Raw genomic sequence first — 23,436 nt, 5'->3', positions numbered from 1 at the left:
CGCGGCTTGGAAGTGACCGCGGACGACCTACGAGGGCTTCCGTACGAGGTGGTCTTCACCGACGCGGTGTCCCGCTGGCTCACGCCCGGCTGAGGCTCCCGGCCAGGAGTCGGTCACGGTGGTTCGCACGTCTTGTGGGTTCGCACGTTCCGCATGGGGGCAAGGCGGCCTTGCCCCCATGCGGATGGCTCAGCCGGTGAGGTAGCCGGCGAGGGAGCCGTTTCCCTACCCCAACCTCACTTGACATCCTTCCCACGGCTAAAGCCGGGGGATTCCAACCTCACGGTTGGATCTTCCTGTTTCATCGACGGTCGCCTTCCCGCGCTAGACGCGGGACGGTCTCACGCCATCTCCGCAGGCTGACACGGCGAGCCCCGCCGCCAAAATCGCCTTCGCCGCATTCACGTCCCGGTCGTGGGTCGCGCCGCAGCGACACACCCACCCCCGGACGCTCAACGGCAGCTTCTCCACAACCACGCCGCACGCCGAGCACGTCTTGCTGCTCGGATAGAACCGGTCGATCGCGATGACCGTGCGTCCGTACCAGTCGGCCTTGTACTCCAACTGTCGCCGCAACTGCGACCACGCCGCGTCCGAGATCGCTCGGGCAAGGCTGTGATTGCGGACCATGTTGCGGACCGACAGGTCCTCGATGACCACCGTTTGGTTCTCGCGGATGATCCTCGTGGACAGCTTGTGCAGGTGATCCCGCCGCCGGTCGGCGATCCGGGCGTGCACCCGGGCCACCTTGAGCCGCGCCTTGGCCCGATTGTGGGAGCCCTTCGCCGTGCGGGCCAACCGCCGCTGCGCCACGGCCAGCCGCTCCCGATCCCGCTGCTCGTGCCGCGGATTGGTGACCTTCTCCCCGGTGGAAAGGGTGACCAGCGAGGTGATCCCAGCGTCGATCCCGACCGCCCGGGTTGCCGGCGGCAGAACCACGATGGTCTCTTCCACCAGGATCGAGATGTGCCAGCGGTTCGCCGCGTCGCGGGACACCGTGACCGTGGACGGTTGAGCGCCCTCGGGCAGGGGCCGGGACCACACGATGTCCAGCGGGACGTCCGTCTTCGCCAGTGTGATCTGCCCGTCGCGGAACGAGAACCCTGACGTGGTGAACGTGGCTGACGCCTTCGACGTGCGCTTGGACTTGAACGTCGGATACGTCGCCCGCTTCGCCCAGAAGTTCACGTACGCCTGCTGAAGGTGCTGCAACGACTGCTGAAGTGCCACGTTCGACACCTCGTACAGCCAAGCCGTGTCGGGCTCGTTCTTCCATGCGGTGAGCATCCGGCAGGTTTCGGCGAACGTGACCCGCCGCTGTTCCTGTGTCCAGGCGCGGGACCGCTCGGCCAGCGCCCGGTTGTAGACGTAGCGCACGCAGCCGAACGTCCGGTTCAGCAGCTCCCGCTGCTGGTCGGTGGGGTAGAAGCGGAACCTGTACGCCCGCTTCACCACTCGACTCGACATACTGAAACACTAGCACACTACTGTTTCAGTTGGATGCGCTAACCCCACGGCTGAAGCCGGGGGCTTGCGCGCTACGCACTTCGGTCACCCCTCTGACCGCCGGCGTTGGTCGCCCGGTAGAGCAGGGTGCGCAGGTGTGCTTCGCCGAGGCCGTCGGGACGGAACAGGATGCGGTACATGATCGGCGCGACCAGTTGGTCCATGACCGCCTCCAGGGGAGGTGTCGGTTCCTGCCGTTCGGTGGCGCGGGCGAGGATGATGTTGATCTGCTCTGCGGCGTAGGCGGAGCACTGCCCGGCGTTGGTGCCGTCGGGATCGCCGAGCAGTGCGTCCCGGATGTAGGCCTTCCCCGGTGGTGAGGACATCTCGTCGAGGAAGGACTCGGCCCAGGCGGCGAGATCTTCCGCGAAGGAGCCGTGGTCCTCGGGCGCCGCCTCGGGCCGCAGCCGTTCGACGGCCACGTCCGACAGCAGTTCCTGCAGGTCACCCCAGCGCCGGTAGATGGTCGAGGGGGTGACACCGGCCCGAGCGGCGATCATCGGGACGGTCAGGTTGTCGCGGTCGGTCTCGGCCAACAGGGCGCGCACCGCGTCGTGTACCGACCTCTGGATGCGGGTGCTGCGGCCACCGGGGCGTGCCATGGGCTTGCGGCTCATGGCCACCAGCCTAAGGCAAACATTTCGCTTTAACCGGTAGCCTCCTCGTGGGCCAGACCGACGCGCAGCAGGACGTCCTCGGTGAAGGGTGCTCCGATCAGCTGCAGGCCAATCGGCAGGGCGTCGTCGTCGAAGCCAACCGGAACGCTCAGAGCGGGAAAACCGGTCAGGTTCGCGGGAGCACAGAGCCGCACGTACGCGTCCGTCACGCTCTCTACCTCCCCGTTCGGCCAGACGATGTTCTCCTGTCCGATCGGAACCGCGGTGATCGGCACGGTCGGAGCGGCGAGGACGTCGACCTCGGTGAACAGCCCTGACCATGCCTCCCGGACCAGGGTGCGGGCACGCTGGCCGCGCAGGTATTCGCCGGCGCCCAGCAGCCCGCCGGCTTCGAGCAGGCCGCGGACGTCCTCGCCGTACAGGTCGGCGGCGGCGCGCAGGGTGTGCTCGTGGTAGGCGCTCGCCTCGGCCAGCATGATCACCAACTGCGCGGGGACGAGGTAGCGCGTCATCGGGATGTCCACGTCGACGAGGGTGGCGCCCAGCGCGGCGAGCTTGTCGACGGCGGCGAGCACCGCCCTCTCGACCTGCGGGTCGAGCCGGTCGAAGTAGTAGTTCCGCGGCACGCCCACGCGAATTCCGCGCAGGTCGGTGTGCAGCGCGGCGCGGCGCCCGGTGAGGGCGGAGAGGGCGAGAGCGGCGTCGGCGACCGTACGCGTGATCGGTCCGACGTGGTCCAGGGACCACGACAGTGACGTGACGCCCTGGCGGGACACGAGGTCGTACGTGGGCTTGAGGCCCACCACGCCGTTGAGGGCGGCCGGGACGCGGATCGAGCCGCCGGTGTCGGTGCCGAGGGCGAAGGTGGCGCTGCCCGCGGCCACGGCTGCCGCGGACCCTCCGCTGGATCCGCCGGCCACCCTGTCGCCGTTGACGGCGTTGCGCGTCTGCGGCGTGATCAGACCGTAGGCGAACTCGTGGGTGTGGGTCTTGCCGAGCAAGATCGCCCCAGCGTCGCGCAGACTCGACACCACCGCGCTGTCCTTCTCGGCGCGGTGGCCGTCGCGCACCCCGGAGCCCGCACCGGTGGGTCTGCCCTCGATGTCGATGAGGTCCTTGATGCCGACCGGGATGCCGGCGAGCGGGCCAGCGTCCCGGCCGGCGGCCAGCGCGCGTTCGGCGGCGTGCGCCGCCTCGCGCGCTCCGTCGGCGTCGATCGCGGAGTACGCGTTGAGCTGGGGTTCCGTGCGCTCGGCGCGCTCCAGCACGGCGTCGACCAGCTCGACGGGCGAGAGTTCGCGAGCCTGGATCGCCGCGGCGAGTTCGGTAAGCGACAGGTCAGGCAGCTGCATGGTCATCCTTCTGTCGACGCGTGCCGGCCTCGTACACGAAGGCCGGTGGTGTGTCGCCGAAGTCGAGCTCCCGCAGGACCTTGACGGCGTCGTGGATGTGGTTGGTTGCCGCCGCCAGCCCGGCGTGCCGGGCTTCCTCGACCAGCAGCCCGGCACGGGCGGCGAGAGCGGCCGCCTCCGGGGGCGTCAGGGGGGTGGTCATGCACGTCCTCCACTTAAAGCTAACGGTTTGCGTTAGAGAACGATACGGGCTACGGTCCACTAACGCAAACGGATAGCTTTAAGTGGAGGTGTCATGCCAGCGGGACTGTTCCCCCGGTACGCGGCGGTGCTCATCGCACTGCTGGCCGCCTCCAGCGCGCCCACCCCGCTCTACCCGCTCTACCAGCAGCAGTGGAAACTTTCGGAACTCACGATCAGCGTCGTCTTCGCCGTCTACCCCGTGGGGTTGCTGCTGGCGCTACTGCTCGCCGGCACCCTGTCCGACCGCTACGGCCGTAAACCGGTCACCGTGATCGCCCTGATCGTCCAGGCGGTCGCGATGCTGCTGCTGGCTGTTGCCTCCGGGCCCGGCCTGCTGATCGCCGCGCGGGTCGTGCAGGGAATCGCCACCGGCGTGGCCATCGGGGCGGTCGGCGCCGCCCTGCTGGACCTCGAAGCCCCCGGTCGCCCGGGACGCGGTGCGGTGGCCAACAGCGTCGCACCCCCCGCAGGGATGGCGCTCGGCGTCGTAGCCGCGACCGCGCTCGTCTACCTCCGCCCTGAGAACACCGTGATGATCTACCTCGCGCTGGCGGTCCTGTTCATCGCCGGGGCAGCGATGCTCCTCACAGGGCCAGAGCCGCGACTTCGACCGCCCGGCTCCATGCGGCCGTCCGCCCCCGCCACGGCGACTGCGACGACCGGCGCAACGCAGATCAGCTCGGCCCCACCGCGCCGTCAGCTCCGGGTGCCCGCGACGGCTCGCCGCGAACTGCGGATCCTGGCCGCGGCGATGGTGGCGGTCTGGGCGCTCGGCGGCTTCCACTCCTCGCTCGGCCCGTCCCTGCTGCTGCACATCGCCCCGGCCCTGCCCCTCGCGGCAGGCGGCCTGATCTTCCTCGCTGTGACGGTCACCGCCGTACCGGTTGTGCTGCTCACCCGAGCGGCACCCCGCGCGGCAGTTCGGGTCGGCAGCCTGGCCGTACCCCTCGCCGCGGTACTGACCGTGGCCGCTCTGCACGGCGGCGGACCGCCCGCGCTGCTCGGCGGGGCGGTACTGGCCGGCGCCGCGTTCGGCATGGTCAACCAGGGCAGCATACGCATGGTCACCGCACCGGTCGGCGAGCGCCACCGAGCCGCGGTCGTCGCCGTGTGCTCCATCGTCAACTACCTGGCGATGAGCCTGCCCGCCGTCGCGGTGGGCGCCGTCGCCCGCATGTCCGGTCTCGCCACCGCCACGCACGTCTACGCCATGGGCACCGTCCTGCTCGGACTCGCCGCCTCGGTGGTGCTCGCCCTGGCTTCCCGTTCGATCCCCAACACCGAAGGACACTGAAGCGCCATGACCGCCACCTGGACCGTAGGCTCCATCACCATCCACCGCATCGACGAACTGCTGCTCGCCCCACAGACCGGGCAGTGGCTGCTGCCGGACGCGACCCCCGAGCTGGTCGCCCGGCAGGACTGGCTACGCCCCGACTTCGCCAGCCCCGACGCCGAACTGCGCCTGCACAGCCACAGCTTCGCCGTCGAGACCGAAGGACTGCGGGTGCTCGTCGACACCGGCATCGGCAACGGCAAGAGCCGCGCCAACCCGGCCTGGCACAACCTCGACACCACCTACCAGGACAACCTGCGTAGCGTCGGGTTCACGCCGGACTCCGTCGACCTGGTCGTGCTGACCCACCTGCACACCGACCACGTCGGCTGGAACACCCACGAGGTCAGCGGAACCTGGGTTCCCACCTTCGGCAACGCCCGCTACATCACCTCCCGCGTGGAGCGCGACTTCTGGGCCGGGTACGCAATGGACGCGCCGCGCCGGCAGATGTTCGAGGACTCGGTGCTCCCGGTGGAACAGGCCGGTCTGCTCGAGCCCGTCGAGGTCCCCGGCGACGGGATCGAGATCGCCCCGGGGCTGCGGCTGCTACCCACCCCCGGCCACACCCCCGGCCACATCTCCGTCCACCTCAGCAGTGCGGGAGAGACAGCACTGATCTCGGGCGACGCCGTCCACCACCCCGTCCAGTTGGCCCATCCCTCGCTGAGCTCCTGCGTCGACATCGACGCAACCCAGGCCGAGGCCACCCGCCGACGGCTGCTCGCCTCGCTCGCCGGCACCGGCACCCTCCTACTGGGCAGCCACTTCCCCGCTCCGACCGGCGGACACGTGCTGCCTGAGGGCGACGCCTACCGCCTCGGGCATCAGGCGAAAGCGGCAGTCGCGGCATCGAGTTGATCCACCGGCTGATCGGGCTCGGCTTTGCGTGCAGGACACTCGCGGCTACCGACGTGGCGACGCCGAGGGCGAGGGTGGCACGCACCGTCGCCTCGGCGTCGTGGCACTCCATGAGAACGGCTCGGCGGCGGGCCGCCGGGCCGATTGCCCGGGAACTGGCTCGATTCACGCGGCAGCTGACGTGCAGCCTTGCGACCTTCTGGATTGCGATCGATGTTCCTCGGGTCCGACGTGGAGCGAGCGGGTGATGCCGTTGGCACGCGCGGAGCACTACGGGGTCGCCGAGCCGGTGATCGACCGCGCCGTGCAGGTGCTACGGATCAAGGGGTGACCGAAACGCTTCCCGGCGTTGGCGTGTCCAGTCCCATTTTTCTCAACCCCCTGTTCGCGCTGGGTGCCAACATCGACATCAGCGGTACCCTTGAGCACGCGTCTGCGTGATGCGAAGAGGGGGGACTGTGGCCGCCACTGGATGGTTGCCGGGGATCTTGGCTGCCCGGGCCGCGGAGGAGCCGGATCGCGTTGCCTACCGGTTCTTGGTTGGCGGTACGAGCGGTAGTGCCGTGAGCTGGAGCTACGCTGAGCTGTACGAGCGGGCTTCGGCGGTTGCCCGGTTCGTGGAGCCCGGGACGCGAGTTGTTCTGGCGTTGCCGCCGGGGCTTGACTACGTGGCTGCGCTCTTCGGGGTGCTGCAGGCCGGGGCTACGGCCGTACCCGCCTATCCGCCGACGTCGCGGCGGACGGCCCGGCACGTTTCCGCGATCGTCGACGACTGTGCCCCGTGTGCGGTGATCGCGGAGTCGTGCGAGGCGGTGGCGGATCTCGGCGTACCGGTCATCGTCGCACCGGTCGGAAGGTCGGAGCCTGCCCGCCGCGTCCCGGATGAGCCGCCGTCCGCACCGGCCGTTCTGCAGTACACCTCAGGGTCGACGGATGATCCAAAGGCCATCGTGCTCACCCACGCCAATCTGGTGAGCAACTGTCGCTCGATCTCGGAGCGGATCGGTGAGGACCCGGAGCGGGTAGGGGTTTCCTGGCTGCCTCCTTATCACGACATGGGGATGGTCGGGACCCTCATGCTGGCGCTGTACGGAGGCTGGCCGTTGGTGATGATGTCGCCCGGGCACTTCGTGCAGCGACCGTCCCGGTGGCTACAGGCGGTCTCGGACTATCGGGCCACGATCTCGGTCGCGCCCAACTTCGCCCTCGAGATGTGCGACGCAGAAGACGCGGTCGACCTGTCGAGCCTGCGGCACCTCTTCTGTGGTTCGGAGCCCATCTCACCCGCCGTGCTGCGCCGCTTCCAGGAACGCTTCGAGCCGTACGGCTTCAACCCCGCCGCGTTGATCCCTTGTTACGGGCTGGCCGAGGCGACCCTGATGGTGACCGCCCGGGCCGAAGGCGACCCGCTCCGGTTCGAGCGCCTCGACGGGACCGAAGTGGTCAGCTGCGGCCGCCCGGCGAGCGACGTCCAGTTACGCATTGTCGAGCCCGAGTCCGGACGCGATCTTCCTGAGGGCGAGGTCGGGGAGGTCCGAGTGTTCGGGCCCGCAGTCGCGGCCGGCTACTACCAAAGGCCGGAGCTGACGGCCCGGACGTTCGAGGCGGGGATTCTGCGCACCGGGGATCTGGGCTATCTGCGCGGAGGCGAACTGTTCGTCACCGGCCGGCTCAACGATCTCGTCATCATCGCGGGACGAAACCTCTACCCGCACGACATCGAGCGGTCCGTCCTCGCGACCGACGCGCGGATCCGCCGGGCGGTCGCCTTCTCAGTGCCCGGGACCGAGGAGAGGTTGGTGGTCATGGCCGAAGTCAGACGCGCCGACGAACTCGCACAGCTCGAGGGCCGCATCGTCGCGGCGGTCACGGCGGACCACGGCGTAAGGCCCTCGGACGTACGGCTCGTACGGCCCGGCACCATCGCGATGACCACCAGTGGCAAGCCACGCCGCCGGCATACCCGGGAGGAGTACCTGTCGGCGGGCACCCGATGATGCGGCGGTGGGCGTACCTCCACGTCCTGCTCTCGACCGCGGGCTTCGCAGGCGCGATCGTGCTCGAGGTCCTCAGCGGCTTCCACTGGTGGCATCTCGCGGTCTTCACCGGCATGTACCTCGTGACCTCGATCGGCGTCGAGGGCGGGCTGCACCGCTTCTTTACGCATCGGTCCTTCAGGGCTGGGCCGGTCCTGACCGCCGCGCTGGGAATCGCCGGGAGCATGGCGGCGCAGGGGACGATTCTGTTCTGGGTCTCGGTGCACCGCAAGCATCACGCCTTCGCCGACCGTGACGGCGACCCGCATTCGCCGAGGCCGCGGGGTCCGGGTCTGGCCGGTGCGCTGGCCGGCTTCTGGCACGGCCATATGGGCTGGCTGTTCACGGTGGACCAGACCGGCTGGGACCGCCGGGTCACCGACCTGCTGCACGACCGGCGGGTGATGACGATCGACCGCTATTACGCCTGGTGGGTCGGTGCAGGGCTCGTCCTGCCAGCTCTGGGTGCCTTCGCGGTCACCGGCCGCCCAGTCGACGCCCTCGCGGGGCTGCTGTGGGGCGGGTTCGCCCGCATGTTCGTGCTCGACCACGTCACCTGGACCGTGAACTCGCTCGGGCACCTGATCGGCAACCGGCCGCATCCGACGCGAGACGGCAGCGGCAACATCGCCGGGCTCGCGCCGATCACCGTCGGCGGCTCCTGGCACAACAACCACCACGCGCAGCCGTCGATCGCCCACAACCGCCAGAGCTTCTGGCAGCTGGACCTGACCGGAAGCGTGATCCGGGTGTTCGAAAAGCTCGGCCTCGCACACGACGTGCGATACCGCGCGGGGAAAGGCGAGGGAGGAAGAGCTTGACTTTCTCCCCGCGCCTACAGGCGGGGGATTCCAGCGGTCGCCCGCTGGGTTTCCTGCTTCGTCGACGACCGCCCCGTCCGGACGTCCGTCCGTTGGGGTCTTACACCGCCTCCACAGGCAATCACGGAGAGCCCCTCCGCGAGGATGTTGCGGGCTGCGTTGACATCACGGTCGTGGGTCTGCCCGCATCGGCAGGTCCACGACCGCACGTTCAGCGGCATCCGCTCAGCGAGCCCACCACACGCCGAGCACAGCTTGGACGACGGAAACCAGCGGTCCACGACCACCAGGTCGCGGCCGTGCCAGTCGGCTTTGTATTCCAGCAGGGTGCGGAACTGCCGCCAGGCCGCGTCGCTGATGGCGCGGGCCAGGCTGTGACTCGTGACCATGTTACGCACGGTCAGATCCTCGACGACGATCGTTTGGTTCTCACGAACGAGCCGAGTGGTCAGCTTGTGCAGGTGGTCCCGCCTGCGGTCGGTGATCCGGGCGTGCACGCGGGCGACCTTGAGCCGGGCCTTGGCCCGGTTGTGGGACCCCTTGGCCTTGCGGGCCAGCTCCCGCTGCGCCCTGGCGAGCGCGACCCGGTCGCGGCGCTCATACCTCGGGTTGGCGAACTTCTCTCCGGTAGAGAGGGTCAGCAGGCTGTCGAGCCCAGCGTCAACGCCCACCATGCCCGAAGCCGGAGCCTGCTCGATCACGTCGTCGCAGAGCAGAGACACGAACCAACGTCCGGCCGCGTCCTGCGACACGGTGACCGTGGACGGCCTCGCGCCCTCGGGAAGCGGCCGGGACCACACGATGTCCAGCGGTTCGGCCATCTTCGCCAGGGTGAGCTGACCGTCGCGGTACCGGAACCCGCTGGTGGTGTACTCCGCCGACCGGCGCGACTTCTTCTTGCTCTTGAAGCTGGGGTACCGGGCACGCTTGGCGAAGAAGTTGGTGAACGCGACTTGCAGGTGCCGCAGGGTCTGCTGCAACGGCACCGACGACACCTCGTTGAGGAACGCCAGGTCGTCGGTCCTCTTCCACGTGGTCAGCATCGCCGAGGTGGCGTTGTAGTTGACCCGTTCCTGGCGCAGCGTCCACGCCTCGGTGCGGGCGGCCAACGCCATGTTGTAGACCAGCCGGACACAGCCGAACGTACGGGCAAGCTCGGCGGCCTGCGCGCCGGTCGGGTAGAAGCGGAATTTGAACGCCCGCTTCACGGCCCTGGTCACGGCTCACAGCCTAACAAGCTAGCTGGTAAGCAATCCGGTGGCATGGGGACGGACACCGACCCGCCTTGGCGACGGGCCGGCTTTCCCCGCCCGGCTCCGCCGGAGTTCCGTTTCCTCCCCACGGCTAAAGCCGGGGGTTTCCACGGAGGTTTGCGATGAATGTGGCTGAGGCCGGCATCGTCCGGCTCGACCCGCAGAGCCTGCGGATCAAACGGTTCTCCGCGCTTACCACCATGACACTGCCGCTGATCGGTACGGCCGTAGCGGTCTGGCTGCTCGTGACCGGCCACGTCACCGCCCTCGACCTGATCCTGTTCGGCGCGATGTACCTCGTACATCTCGGCGGCGTCACGATCGGCCTGCACCGGCTCATCGCCCACCGTGCGTTCAAGACGCGGCCGTGGGTGCGCGACGTCCTCATGGTGGCCGGTTCGATGGGCGCCCAGGGTCCGCTGCTCTTCTGGGTCGCCACGCATCGACGGCACCACAAGTTCGCCGACCAGGAGGGCGACCCACACTCGCCCAACCTCCACGGCACGGGCTTGAAGGCAAGGGCACAAGGCCTCTGGTATGCACACATGCCGTGGATGCTCAGCGAAGAGAACTCGAAGTGGTCCGTCTTCGCGCCCGACGTCCTGCACAACCGGCAACTCGTGGCCCATCACCGGATGTATCCCGCCTGGGTGCTGCTCGGCCTCGCCCTGCCCACCGCGGTCGGGCTCGTGGTCGGCGGGAGCCTCGAGGCCGCGGGGACCGCGCTGGTGTTCGGCGGCCTGGCGCGTATCTTCGTCGCGAACCAGGCGGCCTGGTGCGTCGGCTCGATCTGCCACGCATTCGGCAGCCGGCCCTTCGCCACCCGCGACCAGAGCACGAACAACTGGTGGGTCGCCGTGGTGACCATGGGCGAGGGGCTGCAGAACAACCACCACGCGTTCCCCGGCTCGTACCGGCACGCCGTGCGGTGGTGGGAGCCCGACCTCAGCGGCTGGCTCATCGCCGGGCTCGGCCGGCTGCGCCTCGCCTGGGACCTGCACGAACCGAGCGCGACGGCGGTCGCGCGCCGACGGATAGGAGATTGACGATGGCCTTTTTCAAAAAGGTGGAAAAACCGCAGGGCCCGTTGACCGCGGACACGCTGCGGACCTGGCTGACGAACTACGTAGCCGAGCGGGTCGGCGTGCCGGCCGCGGAGATCGACACCGCCAGGAACTTCGAGGACTACGGCCTCGACTCGCGCGCGGGAATCACGCTGACCGGGCAGCTCGAACGTCTCGTGGAGCAGCGCCTCTCGCCCGCTCTGCTGTTCGACTACGGGTCGATCGACGCCGTGGTGGAGCACCTCGAGTCGCAAGGGATGCTGGCCCATGCCGGCAGTTAGCGTGCCCACCTCGCCCGGGGCGGACTTCCACCACTTCATGGAGAAGTCCCGCCTGCTCGAGGGCGAGAATCTGACGACCGCGATACCCAGGGCGCTTTTCACCCCCCGTACCAGTCGGGGTCTGCTCGGATTTGGCGTCAGCCTTTCCCTGTATGCCGTTTCGATTGCCGGGATCGTGCTCGCACCGCACTGGTACCTCTACCCGCCGCTCTGGGTCCTGGCCGGACTGGGCGGCTGGGGTCTGCATTGCATCGCGCACGATTGCGGACACGGGTCCTTTTCCCGTTCGCGGCGGCTCAACACCTATGTCGGGCACATAGCGCTGCTGCCGCTGCTGTACCCGTACCAATCGTGGCGGCACGTGCACAACATGCATCACGCCCACACGAACAACCTCGAGCTCGACACCGACTGGCGGCCGGTACCGGCGCAGGTGTACGCCCGGATGCAGTGGTGGGAGCGGGCCGTGTACTCGGCGACGCGTACGTGGGCGTTCTGGGGTGGCAGCATCCGTTACTGGCTGGTGTCGGGGTTCCGTCCCGGCTTCTTCCCGAAGGCGTCGACGGCCCGTGAGGTACGTCGCTCCATCGCCTTCACCGCCCCGGCCGGCCTGCTCCTGGTCGCGGGCCTGTTCGTGCTGGCGGGGTGGCAGGGGTTCGTCGTCTGCTTCCTCGTGCCGTGGCTCGCGATCCACCTGTGGTTCAGCGCCACCACGCTGATGCACCACAGCGCCAGCGACCTGCCGTTCCTCACCTCCGAGCACTGGACCCGAAACGCCGGTCGGCTGCTACTCACCACCGACTTCGTCTATCCGCGGTTCCTCAACTTCCTGACCCACAACATCGCGGTACACACCGCACACCACGTGGCTCCGGCGGTGCCGTTCTACAACCTGCCCCAGGCCCAGGCCGCCCTGCGGCACGCCTATCCCGGCGTGGTGCGCGAGGAGAGGCTGCGCCCGCTCAGCCTGTGGCGGATCCTGCGGGACCTGCACCTGTACGACGCTCGGAACGGTTTCTACCAGACGTTCTCCGGAGCGCCAGTGCCCCCCGAGGGGAGCGGTTCGTGACGCTGGTCGGAATGGGACCGAGTGAGGCGCTGGCGCGGCTGTTCACCGCCGAGGGCAAGCGGGACCCGTACCCGTTGTATGACGCGTTGTGGCCGCTCGGGCCTGCTTTCCGCCTCGGGCCAGAGCTGGTCATGGTCCTCGGTTACGACGAGTGCTCGGCCGCGCTGCGCCACCGCGACCTGCTGGTCACCGACGCGGACGCGCACCGGCGTACCGGTCTGCTCGCGCACTCCACCTGGCAGTGCTTCACCAAGATCATGATGTTCAGCAACGAGCCCGACCACGGACGGCTGCGCCAGTTCGCCGGGGACGCCTACTCACCGCGGCAGGTCGCGCGCCTTCGGCCTGCCGCAGTCGATCGGGGCAGGACGCTGATCGCCGACCTGTCAGGACGCGTCGACCTGGTGGCGGCGTACACGTATCCGTTCACGATGGCGGTGACCGGCGACCTGCTCGGCATACCTTCGAGCGACCGGGACGCCCTGCGCGTACCCGTACTCGCCTGCACAACGGCGTTCGAGCCCATCCTCACCCAGGACGAGCTGGTTGCCGCCGACGCGGGCATGGACGTGCTCACGGACTATTTCCGCGAGCTGATCCGGCACCGGCGGCGGCACCCCTCGGACGACCTCACCGGCACCATGGTCCGGGACGGCGACGCCACCGGCGCGATCTCCGAGGAGGAGCTCGTCGCCAGCCTGGTCCTGTTCCTCATCGCCGGCACGCAGACACCGAGCGACGTCATCGGCAACGCCGTCCAGCTCGTCGTCTCCCGGCGCCTGCCCGCCCATGACCTGGTCGCGGACCCGGGAACGCTTGCGGACTTCGTCACCGAGGCCGTGCGCATCGACCCCGCCATCCACATGCTGACCCGCGTCGCCGCCCGCGACCTCGAGCTCGGCGGCGTCCACATCGCAGCCGGCTCACGGGTTCTGCTCACCCTGGCGGCGGCGAACCGGGATCCTCGACGGTTCGGGCGGCAGGACGAGTTCGACGTCGGCCGGGAGGGCAACGCGCCGCTGGCCTTCGGGCTCGGCACCCACTACTGCCTTGGCGCGAGCTTCGCCAAGCTGCTGGTCGACGTCGCGCTCGCCGAGCTGCTCGGGCGCTTTCCCGCGATGTCCCTAGCGTCCGAGCCGTCCTATCGGGAGCAGCTCGTGCAACGCGGCCTGGCCGACCTGGTCGTCAACCTCGAGGGCTAACAACTGCTGGCGTTTTGGACGGTGACCGGCACCCGCACGTCGGAGGCGACGTGCACGACGGGTTCGCCGTCGGCGTTCTCGGTGAACCGCATGCGGAGGCTGTCGTGCCGGGCGGCGGTCGCGTCGACGGCGGCCCGTAGCAGCTCGACGTTCAACGGCCCGCGCGGTCGAGTGCACGAGGTACGCGGCGGTGCCGGGTACGAGCTCGATTTCCGACGAAGGTCGTAGGCAGAATGCCGTCCTGCGCCAGATGGCACCACGCCCCCGGTCCCGCAGGCTTTTCCCAGGCACCGGGTGACGCCGCACGGATCCCTCCGGACACCCGATCGGCCTGGAAGGTAGCAGCCCGACATGCTTCGCCAAGATCCCGCCCGGCCCCGGGCGTCCCGCCTGCGCCGGCTCGGCGCGGCTCTGGCGGCGACGGTCGCCGTCGTCGCCACCGTCGCCGGGTGCGGCACCGCACCGACCGCCATGTCCGTTCCCACGCCACCCGCTCCCGGCGCGCCGGCCGACCAGGCCGCGCTGAACGCGGCCGACGTCGACGCCTGGCTCGACGGCCTGCTGCCCGCCGCGCTCCAGCGGACCGGCATCCCCGGCGCCACCGTCGCCGTCGTCCGCGACGGCGAGATCCTCACCACCCGTGGCTACGGCCACGCGGACACCGGCACCGGCACCAACCAGCCGGTACCGGTCGACCCGGACCGGCACCTGTTCCGGGTCGGCTCGGTGTCGAAGCTGGTCACCGCCGTCGCCGTCCTCCAGCTCGTGCAGAGCGGCGATCTCGACCTCGACGCCGACGTCAACGAGTACCTGGACTTCACGCTGCCCCGCCGCTACGACGAGGCGGTCACGCTGCGGCACCTGCTGACCCACACCGCCGGGTTCGAGGAGCGCGTCGCCGGGTTGATCCGCCTCGACGGCCGCACCCCGGACCTGCGCGCGGCGTTGGCCACCGACCCACCGGAGCAGATCTACCGGCCGGGCACCGTGCCCGCCTACTCCAACTACGGCAACGCGCTGGCCGGATACATCGTCGAGCACGTCAGCGGGACGCCGTTCGAGAAGTACGTCGACCGCAACGTGCTGGCCCGGGCCGGCATGGCGTCGTCGACGTTCGCGCAGCCGCTGCCCCCGGCCCTGGCCGACCGGATGGCCAGCGGCCACGACGCCGCCGGTGTCGCCGGTCCGTTCGAGATCGTCGGCACTCCCCCGGCGGGCGCGTTGAGCGCACCGGCAACCGACATGGCCCGGTTCATGCTGGCGCTGACCGGCGAACCGGTCGGCGAGGGTCCGCTGCTCAACGCCGCCACCCGCGAGCTGATGCAGCGTCCCGGGCTCGACGCCACCTCGCTCGGCACCCTCGCGGACGGCCCCCGGATGGCGCTGGGGCTGTTCGACGAGAGCCGCAACGGCCGACACATCCTCGGTCACGGCGGCGACACCATGTTCTTCCACTCGCACCTACAGATCTACCCGCGGGAGCGGGCCGGCATCTTCCTCTCGCTCAACGGCGGCGGCCGGGGCGACCGGGACAGCCACGAGCTGCGCCAGGCGGTGGTGAACGGCTTCGCCGACCGCTACTTCCCGGGCACGTCGGAGCGACCGGCCAGCGTCGACGCGCAGACCAGCGCCGCACACGCCGCCGCCGCAGCCGGTACGTACACCGACTCGCGCGGTTTCGGCAGCAACTTCCTGACCACCATGGGCCTGGTCGGTCGGACCACCGTCAGCGTCGCCGACGACCACCGGCTGCTGTTCGAGCCGGGCCCGCTGTCGGCCACCCCGGCCCTGTACGAGGAGGTGGCTCCCTGGGTCTGGCGCGAGGTGGGCGGGCAGCGCACGCTGGCCATGCGGGTCACCGACGACCGGGTGACGGCGATCAGCCACGACTCCGCGTTCACCCTGCTGCCGGTCGAGCCGGCACGGGCCACGGCGGTGGTCGTACCGGTACTCGGTGCCTCCGTGCTGGTGCTTGCGCTGACCGTGCTCTCCTGGCCGTTCGGTGCCCTCGTCCGACGAGTGCTCGGTCGGCCACGCCGTGATCCGGCGGGGCGTACCGTGCGGGTGCTCAGCCGCGTCGCGGTCGCGGGTGCGCTGCTCGCGCTGATCGGTTGGGCGGTGAACATCGCGGCCATTATGGGGTTGCAGGAGGTCTCCGCCGCCTCGCTGCGCACCGTGCAGGTGCTCCAGGTGATCGGCCTGCTCGGGGTGCTGCCCGCAGGGGTGCGGTTGGTCGACGACGTACGGCGGCGCGTCGGCTGGCACCGGGTCGCCGCCAGCGCCCTGATCCTGCTGGCCCTGGCCGGTACGGGCTGGTTCGCCGTCGAGTTCATGCTGCTCGCGCCTAGCATCTCCTACTGACGCGTCGATCCGGGACGGACCGGAGCAAGGAAGTCCACCGCATGAGCACCCACCCCGATCCGCAGGCCGAGGCGACGCCCCGGACGCCCCGGCTGACCAGGCGGCTTGACGAGCGGCTCACCCGGCTCGGCGTGACCGGCCGGTTCGCCCGGGACGGCCTGCTCGCGGCGGCCGTCACCGTGGCCACCCTGCTGCTGCTGGCGATGCTGTTCTGGATCGTCGCACCGGCGGAGGGTCTCGCCGTCGACCCGACGTGGGCCTGGCTGGTGCTGGTGCTCTGCGGTGTGCAGGCGGTGCTGCTCTGCCTGCGTCGGATCCGTCCGCTGCTCTGCCTCGCCCTGGTCGTCGCCCTGCAACTGGTGGTGGTCGGCCTGTCCCTGCCGGAGATGTCGATCCGGGGCCTCGCGCCGTTCGTCGCCGCGTACACCGTCGGCACGCTGCGGCCGGTCCGGACGGCGCTGCTGATCGCGGGGGTCGCCACGCTGGCGGAGACGGCGGGCGCGGTCGCCATCGCCGTCCTCGTCGCCCCCGACATCCTCCTCGCCACGCTCGGCAGCCTCACCGCGAGTGCCCTGACCTACCTCGGCGCGGCCTTCGTCGGTGGCTACGTCGCCACCTACCGGCGCTACCTCGAGCTGGTCCGGGTACGCGCCGAGGAGGCGGTCCGGGCACAGCAGGCCGGCGTACAGGCGGCGATCGGCGCGGAACGGTCCCGGATGGCGCGGGAGCTGCATGACGTGGCCGCCCACCACCTCTCCGGCATGGTGGTGCAGGCGGCGGCGGTGGAGCGACTGATCGACCGCGACCCGGCGGCGGCCCGCGCCGGGGTGGCCTGGATCCGCGCCCAGGGCAAGCAGACCCTGGACAACCTGCGACTGGTCGTGGGGGTGCTGCGCGGACGGACCGGGGCGGACGCCGGCGACGGCACGGTCCCGGTGCCCGGCCTGGCCGTCCTCGACGACCTCGTCCGCACCGCCGCTGACCTCGGCGGCCCGGTCGAGCTCGTCCGCGAGGGGCAACCGCGCGAGGTGCCGCCGATCGCCGACGTGGCGCTCTACCGGGTGGCGCAGGAGTCGCTCTCCAACGCCCGCCAGCACGCCCCCGGCGCCCCGGTCCGGGTGGCTCTGCGCTACCTCGACCGCCGGGTGACGCTCCAGGTACGCAACGACCCGCCGCCCCGGCGGCCCGAGCCGGCCACCCGCACTACCGGCGGCGTGGGCCTGGTGGGCATGCGGGAACGCGCACAGCTCATCGGTGCCGAGTTCACCGCCGGGCCGACCGCCGACGGCGGCTGGGCGGTCACGGTGCACCTGCCGACCGCACCGGAGGTCGCCCGCGCCGCGACGGCGACCGCGCAGGGAGACCCCACATGATCAGGGTGATGCTCGTCGACGACCAGGCGGTGGTGCGGACCGGGTTCCGGGTCATCCTGGAACAGGCCGGGGACATCGAGGTGGTGGCCGAGGCGTCGAACGGCGACGCGGCGGTCGACCTGGCCCGCCGGCACCGGCCGGACGTGATCTGCATGGACGTCCGGATGCCCGGCGGCGACGGGCTCACCGCCACCCGCCGGATCGTCGGCGAGGCCACCGAGACGCCGCCCGCCGTGCTGGTGGTGACCACGTTCGACCTCGACGAGTACGTCTTCGGCGCGCTGGAGTCCGGTGCCAGCGGGTTCATCCTCAAGGACTGCGAACCCGAGGAGCTGATCGAGGCGGTACGCCGCCTGGCCGGCGGGTACGGGCTCGTCGACCAGGCGGTCACCCGCCGGGTGATCACCGAGTTCGCCCGCCGCACCGCCGCACCGCGTACCGACGCGGTGGCCGCGCACCAGCTCACCGCGCGGGAGGCCGAGATCGTCCGGCTGCTCGCCCAGGGTCTGTCGAACGTGGAGATCGCCACCGAGCTGTTCATCGAGACCAGCACCGTCAAGTCGCACCTCGGCCGGGCGATGGCCAAGATCGGTGTACGGGACCGGTTGCAGACGGTCGTCTGGGCGTACCAGAACGGTGTCGTGCCGCGCTGACGCGCCGACGGGTGTGATCCGGACGGTCGGCACATTCACATCCGGGGATGGTCCGGGGAAAGATCGTCAGCGTGCGAAGCGCCTATCTGACCAAGCGGGGTCACATCGACCTCCTGCGCGTCGCCAGCGCTGCCTGCCGACCCTGCCGCTGACGCCGGGTTCCCCCTCTTCCGCCCGTCGCGGGCGTCGTCATCCGCGTCAGGTCTCCGGCCCTACCGTCCGCGCCGGTCACGTCCGCGCAGGTGGTGTAGGAGAGGGTCTGGTACGAAAATAACGACCGTGACTGATCGTCTTACCTGTTCACGCGGCTTTCGTGGTGGGTTCGATCGGGTTGAGGGTGACGGTGTAGCCGAGCTTGTTCAGTGCGGCGATCGCGCGGCGGCGTTCGCGTTCGGGGTCGCGGCGTAGGAAGTGGTCGGCGCCGAGGTCCTGGTAGCCGGTTCCGTCGGTGAGCATGTGCCATACGGAGGTCAGGATGGAGTGTTCCAAGGCGACCAGGGCCTTGGGTTTGCTGCCGAGTCGGCGTACGAGGCGGGTGTACTGGGCGCCGAGGTAGGTGTTCTTGGAACGGGCCGCGGCCATCGCGGCGGTGCCGAGGGCGTCGCGCAGCCACCGGTTGCCTTTGGTGGTCTTGCCGGACTTGCGTTTGCCGCCGGATTCGTGGTTACCGGGCGACACCCCGGCCCAGGAGGCCAGATGCCCGGCGGTGGGGAACCGGGACATGTCCCCACCGGTCTCCGCGATGATCACCTCAGCGACCCGGAGGCTGATCCCGGGAATGCCATCCAACCGGGTCAGCTGGTCACGAAAGGGTGCCATCACCCGCTCGATCCGGGTGCTCAACGTGGCGATGTCCCGGCTGATGGCATCGATGCGGTCCAGATGCATCCGGCACAGGAACGCGTGGTGATCACCGAAGCGGCCGATCATCGCCTGGGCCAGGTCAGGAATCTTGGACCGCATCCGGCCTCGCGCCATCTCCGCCAATACCTGCGCGTCGCGCTCTCCACGGATGAGCGCTTCCAACATGGCGCGCCCGGAGATACCGAGGATGTCGGTGGCGAAGCTGGACAGCTTGATCCCGGCGTCCTCCAACTCCTTCTCCAGCCGCTGGGCCTCCCGGGTACGCTCTTCGGTCAGTACCGTGCGGTACCGCGTCAGATCGCGAAGCTGGCGGATCGGCTCGGGCGGCACGAAGCTGGCCCGTAGCAACCCGCACTCGGCCAGTTGTGCCAGCCACACCGCATCGGCCACATCGGTCTTGCGTCCGGGCATCGCCTTGACCTGCCGAGCGTTGACCAACTCCACGTTCAGGGCGTCTTCGAGCAGGTAGTACGGGGCCCGCCAGTAGTCGCCGGTGCCTTCCATGACGACCAGGCTGACCTGCTCGGCGACCAGCCAGTCCCGCAGCGCTAGCAGGTCGTTGGTGGTCGTGGCGAACGTACGTACCTCGCTTCGCCGCTGGTTACGCCGTGTTCCCGGGGTCCGCAGGCACGCCTTCACGTCCCGCTTGCTGATGTCCAACCCGGCACAACGATCATGCAGCACATCCACGGCCTGCCGTCTCCTTCCCCTCGCGACATCACATAGCCGTCCGAGCCGGCAGCTGCGGGAGGCAAAGAATCTGGTACTCGTGCTCTTACGGCAACAATCCACGACTCCCGAAGTACGCGGCTGCCAGGGTCAAGCTGAGACACGAGCTTCAGGCATCAGTGACGGTTCGACCTCGACCCGGACGAGCGGCACCATTTTCCCGCCCCACGGCGGCCCCGCAAGGGGCAGGGGAAGCTGGTACGAAAATAACGACCGTGACTGATCGTCTTACCTGTTCACGCGGCTTTCGTGGTGGGTTCGATCGGGTTGAGGGTGACGGTGTAGCCGAGCTTGTTCAGTGCGGCGATCGCGCGGCGGCGTTCGCGTTCGGGGTCGCGGCGTAGGAAGTGGTCGGCGCCGAGGTCCTGGTAGCCGGTTCCGTCGGTGAGCATGTGCCATACGGAGGTCAGGATGGAGTGTTCCAAGGCGACCAGGGCCTTGGGTTTGCTGCCGAGTCGGCGTACGAGGCGGGTGTACTGGGCGCCGAGGTAGGTGTTCTTGGAACGGGCCGCGGCCATCGCGGCGGTGCCGAGGGCGTCGCGCAGCCACCGGTTGCCTTTGGTGGTCTTGCCGGACTTGCGTTTGCCGCCGGATTCGTGGTTACCGGGCGACACCCCGGCCCAGGAGGCCAGATGCCCGGCGGTGGGGAACCGGGACATGTCCCCACCGGTCTCCGCGATGATCACCTCAGCGACCCGGAGGCTGATCCCGGGAATGCCATCCAACCGGGTCAGCTGGTCACGAAAGGGTGCCATCACCCGCTCGATCCGGGTGCTCAACGTGGCGATGTCCCGGCTGATGGCATCGATGCGGTCCAGATGCATCCGGCACAGGAACGCGTGGTGATCACCGAAGCGGCCGATCATCGCCTGGGCCAGGTCAGGGATCTTGGACCGCATCCGGCCTCGCGCCATCTCCGCCAATACCTGCGCGTCGCGCTCTCCACGGATGAGCGCTTCCAACATGGCGCGCCCGGAGATACCGAGGATGTCGGTGGCGAAGCTGGACAGCTTGATCCCGGCGTCCTCCAACTCCTTCTCCAGCCGCTGGGCCTCCCGGGTACGCTCTTCGGTCAGTACCGTGCGGTACCGCGTCAGATCGCGAAGCTGGCGGATCGGCTCGGGCGGCACGAAGCTGGCCCGTAGCAACCCGCACTCGGCCAGTTGTGCCAGCCACACCGCATCGGCCACATCGGTCTTGCGTCCGGGCATCGCCTTGACCTGCCGAGCGTTGACCAACTCCACGTTCAGGGCGTCTTCGAGCAGGTAGTACGGGGCCCGCCAGTAGTCGCCGGTGCCTTCCATGACGACCAGGCTGACCTGCTCGGCGACCAGCCAGTCCCGCAGCGCTAGCAGGTCGTTGGTGGTCGTGGCGAACGTACGTACCTCGCTTCGCCGCTGGTTACGCCGTGTTCCCGGGGTCCGCAGGCACGCCTTCACGTCCCGCTTGCTGATGTCCAACCCGGCACAACGATCATGCAGCACATCCACGGCCTGCCGTCTCCTTCCCCTCGCGACATCACATAGCCGTCCGAGCCGGCAGCTGCGGGAGGCAAAGAATCTGGTACTCGTGCTCTTACGGCAACAATCCACGACTCCCGAAGTACGCGGCTGCCAGGGTCAAGCTGAGACACGAGCTTCAGGCATCAGTGACGGTTCGACCTCGACCCGGACGAGCGGCACCATTTTCCCGCCCCACGGCGGCCCCGCAAGGGGCAGGGGAAGCTGAGTCGAAAATGAACCTCAGGTGATTGGGGTTATGACCGCCTGGTAGCCGAGTTGATGGAGTTGGCCGAGGAGGCGGCGGGCTTGTCGGGCTGGGTCGGTGCGGGTCAGGAAGTACGCGGCGCCGAGGTCGTTGTAGTCGGTGTCGTTGCTGATCATGTGCCAGATCGCGGTGAGGATGCTATGTCCGACCGCGACGAGCGCTCGTTTCTTGCCGCGTCGGCTGGCGATTCGTCGATATCGGGCTTGAAGGTAGGTGTCTTTGCTGCGTGCGGCTCCGGCTCCAGCCTCGCCGAGTGCGCCGCGGAGCCAGGAGTCGCCTTTGCGGGTTGCTCCGCCGTGGTGTTTGCCGGCGGACTCGTGGTTACCGGGACACATCCCTGCCCATGAGGCGAGGTGGCCTGGGGTGGGGAACCGACTCATGTCGACGCCGATCTCGGCGATGAGGACCTGGGCGGTGCGGGCGTTCACGCCGGGGATGGTGTCGAGCCGGGCGACGATGGTCTGAAAGGGCCGGATCTCGTCCTCGATACGTGCCGAGAAGGCGTCGATCGTAGCGGCTGCGGCGTCGATCCGGTCGAGCATCGTGCGGCAGATGAAGGCGTGATGGTCGGTGAACCTACCGACAAGGGCGTCCCGCAGTGCGGGGATTTTCGCCCGCATCCGTGCGCGGGCGAGGGCGGCCAGCACTTGCGGGTCACGCTCCCCGGCGATCAACGCATCGATCATCGCGCGGCCGGAGATCCCGAGGGTGTGTGACGCCACCGTCGACAGCTTGATCCCGGCGTCTTCGAGGACCTTCTCCAGCCACTGGATCTCCCGGGTACGTTCCTGCACGAGGGTGGTGCGGTATCGGGTGAGATCACGCAGCCGGCGGATCCGCGGCGGAGGCACGAAACTGGGCCGCACCAGGCCGTGCTCGATCAGCCGGGCGATCCAGGCGGAGTCGGCGACGTCAGTCTTGCGGCCAGGGACGTTGCGCATGTGACGGGCGTTGAGCAGTTGCACGTCGAAGGCGTCTTCGAGTAGGTAGCACACCGGCTTCCAGTAGTCGCCGGTGGCTTCCATCCCGACGACGGTGACCTCGTTGGCGCTCAGCCAGTCACGCAGTTCCAGTAACGCCGGTGTGGTCGTTGCGAACGTGCGGATCTCCTGATGGCGGCGTCCTCTCCCGCCGGGAATTCGTACGCAGGCTTTGAGATCGGCCTTGCCGATGTCGAGTCCCGCGCACCGTTGGACCAGGGTGTCCATGTCCTCACCATCCTCGATCGTGGCGGGCGAAGCACGGACGGCCCGGGGAGCCGCACAGGCGAGAAGAGTCTGAGTCGCGTGCTCGTGGCAACAATCAAGAACGCCTGTCGCACGGCTCCAGCGTCCCGCTGTCAAACGGGCTCGAAGCACCACAGACCCACGACGTCGCCGGACCGCCCGCCCACCCATTTTCAGCCCGTCAAAGGCGCCCCCACCAGAGGGGCACTCCCGCTGTCAAACGAACAGCCCTGTCTCACATTCGGTGGTGACGGAGAGTCGTGGGGGTCGTTGACACTCGCGTGAGGGATGTCGATGAGCTTGCGCGGACGGTGTTTTCGGGTCTTTCTCCGCTGGTCGTAGAGGGTGTGGCCGACGAGGGTGAGCGGATCGTGGTGTGGGCCCGGACGTCGCAGGACGGGACTGCCCCGGCAGCCCGGCGATGTCCTCGAACAGCCCCTGCCCCACGGCCTGCCGGGCGTAGATCTCCTCGTTCATGGTCAGCACGTCGGCGACCGGCCGCTTGGCCTTGAACTCCTCGTCGAACCGTTTGGTGAGCTGGGCGCTCTGCACCCGGACCGATTCGACCTCGATCCCGGTCTTCTGTGTGAAGGCCGCTGCCAGTCGCTTCTGGGCGCTCGGTGTCAGCGTGCTGTAGACGGTGAGCTTTCTTCGGGTCGCTCGGGCCTCCGGAGGCTCCGCCCGGGGAACAGCCGGCCGCCGCCGCGGCGAGCGCCGTAGCGACGAGCGCGGCGATGAGGGATCGGTAAGAGAGCTTGGACTTCATGACGACTCCTCTGCTAGCTGCAGGGAAGGGTGGCCTTCAGGGCTACTGTCTTTATA

General features: G+C 69.2%; 21 protein-coding genes and 1 pseudogene. 13 read left to right on the top strand and 9 right to left on the bottom strand.

The annotated features are described in order from the left end of the window. Positions 1 to 324: 324 nt before the first annotated feature. From GA0074694_RS20040 to GA0074694_RS20025, 4 genes are all read right to left on the bottom strand, one after another. Positions 325 to 1,467, bottom strand: a complete 1,143-nt coding sequence (locus GA0074694_RS20040; protein ID WP_176738025.1) for an RNA-guided endonuclease InsQ/TnpB family protein — start codon at positions 1,465 to 1,467, stop codon at positions 325 to 327. A 71-nt stretch (positions 1,468 to 1,538) separates the two neighbouring features. Then, positions 1,539 to 2,123, bottom strand: a complete 585-nt coding sequence (locus GA0074694_RS20035) for a TetR/AcrR family transcriptional regulator (RefSeq protein ID WP_091460657.1) — start codon at positions 2,121 to 2,123, stop codon at positions 1,539 to 1,541. Positions 2,124 to 2,152: 29 nt separating this feature from the next. Next, positions 2,153 to 3,475, bottom strand: coding sequence for an amidase (locus GA0074694_RS20030; RefSeq protein ID WP_091460655.1), 1,323 nt, complete (start codon positions 3,473 to 3,475; stop codon positions 2,153 to 2,155). After that, positions 3,462 to 3,677, bottom strand: coding sequence for a hypothetical protein (locus GA0074694_RS20025; protein ID WP_091460652.1), 216 nt, complete (start codon positions 3,675 to 3,677; stop codon positions 3,462 to 3,464). The genes GA0074694_RS20030 and GA0074694_RS20025 overlap by 14 nt, the downstream gene beginning before the upstream one ends. Before the next feature lie 93 nt (positions 3,678 to 3,770). Between GA0074694_RS20025 and GA0074694_RS20020 the strand changes: the two genes are divergently transcribed. The 5 genes and pseudogenes from GA0074694_RS20020 to GA0074694_RS20005 all read left to right on the top strand — a co-directional run bounded on the left by GA0074694_RS20020 (position 3,771) and on the right by GA0074694_RS20005 (position 8,772). Continuing rightward, positions 3,771 to 5,012, top strand: a complete 1,242-nt coding sequence (locus GA0074694_RS20020; RefSeq protein WP_218105741.1) for an MFS transporter — start codon at positions 3,771 to 3,773, stop codon at positions 5,010 to 5,012. A gap of 6 nt (positions 5,013 to 5,018) precedes the next feature. Continuing rightward, positions 5,019 to 5,915 carry an MBL fold metallo-hydrolase gene (locus GA0074694_RS20015; protein ID WP_091460649.1) on the top strand — a complete coding sequence of 299 codons (897 nt, stop codon included), beginning with the start codon at positions 5,019 to 5,021 and terminating at the stop codon, positions 5,913 to 5,915. A gap of 265 nt (positions 5,916 to 6,180) precedes the next feature. Beyond that, positions 6,181 to 6,272 (top strand): annotated as a pseudogene (locus GA0074694_RS33960) (GntR family transcriptional regulator); the annotation flags it as partial. A 101-nt stretch (positions 6,273 to 6,373) separates the two neighbouring features. After that, a complete protein-coding gene (locus tag GA0074694_RS20010) occupies positions 6,374 to 7,912 on the top strand; it encodes a fatty acyl-AMP ligase (protein WP_218105740.1) in 1,539 nt (512 codons plus the stop codon). 59 nt (positions 7,913 to 7,971) lie between these two features. Beyond that, positions 7,972 to 8,772, top strand: coding sequence for an acyl-CoA desaturase (locus tag GA0074694_RS20005; protein WP_141714214.1), 801 nt, complete (start codon positions 7,972 to 7,974; stop codon positions 8,770 to 8,772). A gap of 14 nt (positions 8,773 to 8,786) precedes the next feature. Here GA0074694_RS20005 and GA0074694_RS20000 read toward each other — a convergent pair whose 3' ends face one another. Beyond that, the gene (locus tag GA0074694_RS20000; protein WP_091460644.1) at positions 8,787 to 9,992 is read right to left on the bottom strand and encodes an RNA-guided endonuclease InsQ/TnpB family protein; all 1,206 of its coding nucleotides are present in this window, start codon (positions 9,990 to 9,992) and stop codon (positions 8,787 to 8,789) included. A 155-nt stretch (positions 9,993 to 10,147) separates the two neighbouring features. Here GA0074694_RS20000 and GA0074694_RS19995 point away from each other — a divergent pair, with 155 nt between their 5' ends. The 4 genes from GA0074694_RS19995 to GA0074694_RS19980 are packed head-to-tail and all read left to right on the top strand — an operon-like array spanning position 10,148 to position 13,641. After that, positions 10,148 to 11,071 (top strand): acyl-CoA desaturase, encoded by a 924-nt coding sequence (locus tag GA0074694_RS19995; RefSeq protein WP_091460642.1) that lies wholly within the window; start codon positions 10,148 to 10,150, stop codon positions 11,069 to 11,071. Positions 11,072 to 11,073: 2 nt separating this feature from the next. Next, the gene (locus GA0074694_RS19990) at positions 11,074 to 11,370 is read left to right on the top strand and encodes an acyl carrier protein (protein ID WP_091460639.1); all 297 of its coding nucleotides are present in this window, start codon (positions 11,074 to 11,076) and stop codon (positions 11,368 to 11,370) included. Continuing rightward, positions 11,357 to 12,439 (top strand): fatty acid desaturase, encoded by a 1,083-nt coding sequence (locus GA0074694_RS19985; protein WP_091460636.1) that lies wholly within the window; start codon positions 11,357 to 11,359, stop codon positions 12,437 to 12,439. Before GA0074694_RS19990 ends, GA0074694_RS19985 begins: the two co-directional genes overlap by 14 nt. Further along, positions 12,436 to 13,641: a cytochrome P450 gene (locus GA0074694_RS19980; RefSeq protein WP_091460634.1), complete on the top strand. Its 1,206-nt coding sequence runs from the start codon at positions 12,436 to 12,438 to the stop codon at positions 13,639 to 13,641. The genes GA0074694_RS19985 and GA0074694_RS19980 overlap by 4 nt, the downstream gene beginning before the upstream one ends. Here GA0074694_RS19980 and GA0074694_RS31815 read toward each other — a convergent pair. Then, on the bottom strand, positions 13,638 to 13,796 hold the full coding sequence (locus tag GA0074694_RS31815; protein ID WP_176738024.1) for a hypothetical protein: 159 nt from the start codon (positions 13,794 to 13,796) through the stop codon (positions 13,638 to 13,640). The genes GA0074694_RS19980 and GA0074694_RS31815 overlap by 4 nt on opposite strands. Positions 13,797 to 13,992: 196 nt before the next feature. Between GA0074694_RS31815 and GA0074694_RS19975 the strand changes: the two genes are divergently transcribed. Genes GA0074694_RS19975 through GA0074694_RS34270 form a run of 4 tightly spaced genes read left to right on the top strand, consistent with a single transcriptional unit; the run spans position 13,993 to position 18,180 of the window. Beyond that, positions 13,993 to 16,002 (top strand): serine hydrolase domain-containing protein, encoded by a 2,010-nt coding sequence (locus GA0074694_RS19975; RefSeq protein WP_091460631.1) that lies wholly within the window; start codon positions 13,993 to 13,995, stop codon positions 16,000 to 16,002. 41 nt (positions 16,003 to 16,043) lie between these two features. After that, on the top strand, positions 16,044 to 17,375 hold the full coding sequence (locus GA0074694_RS19970; protein ID WP_091460628.1) for a sensor histidine kinase: 1,332 nt from the start codon (positions 16,044 to 16,046) through the stop codon (positions 17,373 to 17,375). Further along, positions 17,372 to 18,028, top strand: a complete 657-nt coding sequence (locus tag GA0074694_RS19965) for a response regulator (RefSeq protein WP_091460625.1) — start codon at positions 17,372 to 17,374, stop codon at positions 18,026 to 18,028. The genes GA0074694_RS19970 and GA0074694_RS19965 overlap by 4 nt, the downstream gene beginning before the upstream one ends. Before the next feature lie 47 nt (positions 18,029 to 18,075). Beyond that, positions 18,076 to 18,180: a putative leader peptide gene (locus GA0074694_RS34270; RefSeq protein WP_358042297.1), complete on the top strand. Its 105-nt coding sequence runs from the start codon at positions 18,076 to 18,078 to the stop codon at positions 18,178 to 18,180. A gap of 148 nt (positions 18,181 to 18,328) precedes the next feature. On the opposite strand, the gene GA0074694_RS19960 is transcribed toward GA0074694_RS34270, so the two are convergent. The 3 genes from GA0074694_RS19960 to GA0074694_RS19950 form a co-directional block, all read right to left on the bottom strand. Continuing rightward, positions 18,329 to 19,582: an IS110 family RNA-guided transposase gene (locus GA0074694_RS19960; protein ID WP_091460622.1), complete on the bottom strand. Its 1,254-nt coding sequence runs from the start codon at positions 19,580 to 19,582 to the stop codon at positions 18,329 to 18,331. A 275-nt stretch (positions 19,583 to 19,857) separates the two neighbouring features. Beyond that, positions 19,858 to 21,111: an IS110 family RNA-guided transposase gene (locus GA0074694_RS19955; protein WP_091460622.1), complete on the bottom strand. Its 1,254-nt coding sequence runs from the start codon at positions 21,109 to 21,111 to the stop codon at positions 19,858 to 19,860. A gap of 252 nt (positions 21,112 to 21,363) precedes the next feature. Beyond that, entirely contained in the window at positions 21,364 to 22,596 is a 1,233-nt protein-coding gene (locus GA0074694_RS19950) for an IS110 family RNA-guided transposase (protein WP_091460619.1), read from the bottom strand. Between the last annotated feature and the right edge of the window lie 840 nt (positions 22,597 to 23,436).

Origin of the sequence: Micromonospora inyonensis (assembly GCF_900091415.1) — a bacterium.
Lineage (GTDB): Bacteria > Actinomycetota > Actinomycetes > Mycobacteriales > Micromonosporaceae > Micromonospora > Micromonospora inyonensis.
Note: the sequence above shows the minus strand (reverse complement) of the source record. Positions and strands in the feature narration are given on the sequence as shown.